Source organism: Marinobacter santoriniensis NKSG1, assembly GCF_000347775.1.
In the GTDB taxonomy this organism is placed as follows: domain Bacteria; phylum Pseudomonadota; class Gammaproteobacteria; order Pseudomonadales; family Oleiphilaceae; genus Marinobacter; species Marinobacter santoriniensis.
In genome coordinates this window covers 1-737 of record NZ_APAT01000033.1, presented here as the reverse complement: position 1 = coordinate 737, position 737 = coordinate 1, and the positions used below count along the sequence as shown (strand labels likewise).

Sequence of the window (737 nt, the reverse complement as noted above, 5' to 3'; positions counted from 1 at the left end):
AATGCTTTGGTTAAAACAAAATATTATCGACTACATGGAAGATGATGGTTTTACAAGATTAGATTTAGCTTTTGATTTTGAAGATGATTTAAGCGATTACTATGCAATGACTGATAAAGCAGTTAAGAAAACTGTTTTTTATGGTCGTAATGGCAAGCCAGAAACAAAATATTTTGGCGTTCGTGATAGTGATAGATTTATTAGAATTTATAATAAAAAACAAGAACGTAAAGATAACGCAGATGTCGAAGTTATGTCTGAACATCTATGGCGTGTAGAAGTTGAATTGAAAAGAGATATGGTTGATTATTGGAATGATTGCTTTAATGATTTACACATTTTGAAACCTGCGTGGACTACTTTAGAAAAAATTAATGAGCAAGCTATGGTTTATACTTTGTTGCATGAAGAAAGTATGTGGGGAAAGTTAAGTAAGAATACTAAGACTAAGTTTAAAAAATTGATTAGAGAAATATCTCCAATTGATTTAACAGAATTAATGAAATCGACTTTAAAAAGCGAACGAAAAACAATTGCAAAAGCAGATTGATTTTTGGCAGCGTGAATTCAGATTTTGGCGTTAGTTGAAATTTTAAAAAAGGAGTAATTTTATGAAAAAATCGATTTTTGAATGGGTTGTATCATTATTAATTGGAGTTGTTATAGCAATACTTTTAACTACATTTGTGGGTTCAAGATATACTGTTAAAGGAGATTCAATGTATCCTACTTTTAAA

The 737-nt window shown here is 29.3% G+C and carries 2 protein-coding genes; both read left to right on the top strand.

The window, feature by feature from the left end:
* A partial coding sequence (locus MSNKSG1_RS18520) for a replication initiation factor domain-containing protein (protein ID WP_008940830.1) occupies positions 1-550 on the top strand: 550 nt, incomplete at its 5' end.
* Positions 551-611: 61 nt separating this feature from the next.
* Positions 612-737: S26 family signal peptidase (locus MSNKSG1_RS19705; RefSeq protein WP_406564611.1), on the top strand; the 126-nt coding region annotated here is incomplete at its 3' end.